This window comes from Frankia sp. CcMO1 (genome assembly GCF_977945845.1).
The window spans coordinates 1-3,894 of record NZ_CDWTMG010000341.1 but is presented as its reverse complement, the minus strand read 5'-3'; the positions used below and the strand labels follow the sequence as shown (position 1 = coordinate 3,894).

Annotated in this window: 3 protein-coding genes; all 3 read left to right on the top strand. The window is 70.6% G+C overall.

What is annotated here, in order from left to right; translation table 11 throughout:
* The first annotated feature begins 368 nt into the window (after positions 1-368).
* The 3 genes from AC08OU_RS23410 (at position 369) to cydB (ending at position 3,780) form a co-directional block, all read left to right on the top strand.
* The gene (locus AC08OU_RS23410; RefSeq protein WP_476605825.1) at positions 369-938 is read left to right on the top strand and encodes a hypothetical protein; all 570 of its coding nucleotides are present in this window, start codon (positions 369-371) and stop codon (positions 936-938) included.
* A 342-nt stretch (positions 939-1,280) separates the two neighbouring features.
* Positions 1,281-2,735: a cytochrome ubiquinol oxidase subunit I gene (locus AC08OU_RS23405; RefSeq protein ID WP_476605824.1), complete on the top strand. Its 1,455-nt coding sequence runs from the start codon at positions 1,281-1,283 to the stop codon at positions 2,733-2,735.
* A gap of 40 nt (positions 2,736-2,775) precedes the next feature.
* Entirely contained in the window at positions 2,776-3,780 is a 1,005-nt protein-coding gene (cydB, locus tag AC08OU_RS23400) for a cytochrome d ubiquinol oxidase subunit II (protein WP_476605823.1), read from the top strand.
* Positions 3,781-3,894: the final 114 nt, after the last annotated feature.

Below are 3,894 nucleotides of genomic sequence, written 5' to 3'. Positions count from 1 at the left end.
GACTGACCCACCCACCGACTGACCCACCCACCGACTGACCCACCCACCGACTGAGTCGCGTTTCGACCCCGTTCCGGGGTCTGAACCCGACTCAGTCGCGTTTCGACTCCGCTCCGGGGGCTGAACCCGACTCAGTCGCGTTTCGACCCCGCTCCGGGGGCTGAACCCGACTCAGTCGCGTTTCGACCCCGTTCCGGGGGCTGAACCCGACTCAGTCGCCGGGCCACCGGCGGGTGGGACTTCCGTCACTCGCGGCGGTGACGGTCGGCCCTCCCCCGGGATCCCGCGCAGGGCGAGAGTGGAGGAAACCGGCGGAGTCGGAATCTCCCGACAAGCTTCACCGGCCGTCACGGACTCAAGGAGTCACCATGGCATTCACGATCACGAGCCGCCGCGCCGGAGCGACCATCGAGACCAAGCTCCCCGAGGCGGCCGGCCAGGCCCCGACAGGATCGCCCGCCCTTCGCTACGTCCTGGCCGGTATCCGGATCGCCCTCGGCTGGGTGTTCCTGTGGGCGTTCCTGGACAAGACCTTCGGCCTGGGCCACGAGACGACCTCGGAGCAGGCCTGGATCAACGGCGGCGAGCCCACCCGCGGCTTCCTCGAGCACGCCACGGCGGGCCCCTTCGCCGACTTCTACAGCGGCATCGCCGGGGCCGCCTGGGCCGACTGGCTGTTCATGGCCGGCCTGCTCGGGATCGGCGTCGCCCTGCTGGCGGGCATCGCCATGCGGATCGCCGCCGCCGCCGGCACGGTGCTGCTGGTCATGATGTGGACCGCGGTCCTGCCCCCCGAGAACAACCTCTTCATGGACGACCACCTGATCTACGCCGCCGTCCTCGTCGCCCTCGCGCTGGCCGGGGCCGGCAAGACCTTCGGTCTGGGCGGCCTCTGGGAGCGCATCCCGCTGGTGCGGCGCCAGGAGATCCTCAAGTAGGGCGCTCCACGCCCGGGTAGACCCCGAGCGGGCAACAGCAGCGCGGCGACCGGTCAACCCGACCGGTCGCCGCGCTGCTTCGGGCCCCGCGAGGCACCGTCGATGACCATTGGGCCCCCGGTTCGGGACCTTCGCCTCGGGCCGGGACCGCGGAAGCTCCCCGACGCTGGCTTGCATGAGGGCCTGTCTTGGAATTCCGCGCCGTAGCGAGGAGCCGCCCCGGGCGGCCCGCAGCAGGCGGGGAATTCCGAGACAGGCCCTGGGACACCTGCTCCGCTCCGCCGTGGCGCTGCGTCGCGCCGTGCGCGGCCGCCGAGACAGGCACGAGGTAAGGAGCCGCGCGTGAGCGCCCTGGATCTGGCCCGGTGGCAGTTCGGCGTCACGACCGTCTACCACTTCATCTTCGTACCGCTGACGATCGGACTCGCACCGCTCGTCGCGATCATGCAGACGGCGTGGCACCGCACGGGCAACGAGCGGTGGCTGCGGCTGACGAAGTTCTTCGGGAAGCTCTTCCTGGTCAATTTCGCCATCGGCGTCGTCACCGGCATCGTGCAGGAGTTCCAGTTCGGCATGAACTGGAGCGCATACTCCCGCTTCGTCGGCGACGTCTTCGGGGCTCCCCTGGCGATGGAGGGCCTGGCTGCGTTCTTCATCGAGTCCACGTTCATCGGGCTGTGGATCTTCGGCTGGGACCGCCTCCCGCGTCGCCTTCACCTGGCCTGCATCTGGCTCGTCGCGATCGGCGTCAACGTCTCCGCGTTCTTCATCATCGCGGCCAATTCCTTCATGCAGCACCCCGTTGGCGCGCGGTTCAACCCGGAGACCGGCCGCGCCGAGTTGGAGAGCATCGGCGCGGTGCTCACGAACTCGACGGCCCTCGCGGCCATCCCGCACACGATCACCGCGGCGTCCCTCACCGCCGCGACGTTCGTCACCGGGATCGGCGCATGGTGGATGGTGCGCCGCGCCCGCCAGGGCGACGTCGAGGGCGCGAAGGACTTCCGGCCGGCTGTGCGCCTCGGGCTCGTGGTCATGGTGCTGGCCGGCATCGGCGTGGCCGTCAGTGGCGACGCGCAGGCCAAGCTGATGTTCCAGCAGCAGCCGATGAAGATGGCCGCCGCCGAGGCCCTCTGCGACACCGAGACCGGCGCCGGCTTCAGCCTGTTCGCCGTCGGCGACGTCTCCGAGCAATGCGACGTGCGCACCGTGAACGTGCCCGGCCTGACGTCGTACCTGGCGACCGGCGACACGAACGCGACCCTCAAGGGCGCCAACGAGTTGCAGGCACAGTACGTGGAACGGTACGGCGACGGCGTCTACGTCCCGCCGCTCGCGGTTACCTACTGGTCTTTCCGCTTCATGATCGGATTCGGCGCGTCCAGCGCGCTGCTCGCATTCGTCGCCTTCTGGCTCACCCGGTCCGGCCGCGTGTCCGCCGACCGGCGTCTCGGGCTGCTGGCGCTGATGACGATCCCGATGCCGTTCGTCGCCAACCTCACCGGCTGGATCTTCACCGAGATGGGCCGCCAGCCGTGGGTCGTGGCCCCGAACCCCACGGGCGCCCTCGAGGTGCGGATGCTGACGGCGGACGGCGTCTCGGGCGTCAGCGCGGCGAACGTCGCGATCTCGCTGACCGTCTTCACCCTCCTGTACGGCGCCCTCGCGGTCGTCTGGTTCCGGCTGATGCGGCGGACCGCCCTTGCGGGCCTGGCGGCGGAACCGGCGCCGGGCATGCTCCCCGACGCCCGCTCCGGCCCCGACGACGTCGACCAGCCGCTGACCTTCGCCTACTGACCTCGCGGCCGACCCGCTGGATCGAAACCTGGAGTCCACCATGGAACTGACCACCTTCTGGTTCCTGCTCATCGGCGTGCTGTGGGTGGGATACCTCGTGCTCGAAGGGTTCGACTTCGGCGTCGGGATGCTCCTGCCGGTCCTCGGCCGCAACGACACCGAGCGGCGGGTTCTGATCAACACGATCGGGCCCGTGTGGGACGGCAACGAGGTGTGGCTGCTCGTCGCGGGGGGTGCCACGTTCGCCGCGTTCCCCGAGTGGTACGCGACCTTGTTCTCGGGCTTCTACCTGCCGCTGCTGCTGATCCTGGTGGGGCTCATCGTGCGCGGCGTCGCGTTCGAGTACCGGGGCCGGGTCGACAGCGAACGCTGGCGCGGCCGCTGGGATGTCGCCATCGTCGTCGGCTCGGCGTTGCCGGCGCTCCTGTGGGGGGTCGCGTTCGCGAACATCGTGGCCGGCGTCCCGATCGACGCCGACCGGGAGTTCACCGGCGGCCTCTTCACCCTCCTGAACCCGTACGGGCTGTTGGGCGGCCTCACCACGCTGCTGCTGTTCCTGCTGCACGGCGCGCTGTTCCTCGGCCTCAAGACCCGCGGCGAGATCCAGGAGCGGGCCGTCGCCCTGGCCGCCCGGCTGTCCGTGCCGGCACTCGCGGTCGCGGGCGTGTTCGCCGTCTGGACCCAGCTGGCGCACGGTGCGGCGTGGACCTGGGCCGCCGTCCTCGTCGCCGCCCTCGCCCTGCTCGGCGTCGCGCGCGCGGCCCGGTTGCGCCGGGAGGGGCAGGGTTTCGCGCTGACCGTCGTCGTCATCGTCGCCGCGGTGGTGCTGCTGTTCGGCAGCCTCTGGCCCGACGTCATGCCCTCGTCCACGGACCCGGCGTTCTCCCTCACCGTCGACAACGCGTCCTCCACCGACTACACGCTCAGGGTCATGAGCTGGGTGGCAGTCCTGCTGACGCCGTTCGTGCTGCTGTACCAGGGCTGGACCTACTGGGTCTTCCGGCGCCGGATCGGCGTCGAGGACATCCCGGCCGCGGCGCACTGAGCCGATGGTTCGCCCTCTCGACCCGCGATTGCTGCGCACCGCGCGCTCGGCCCGGCGGTACGTCGTCCTCACCGCCGGGCTCGGGATCCTGTCGGCCGGGCTGGTCGTCACCGG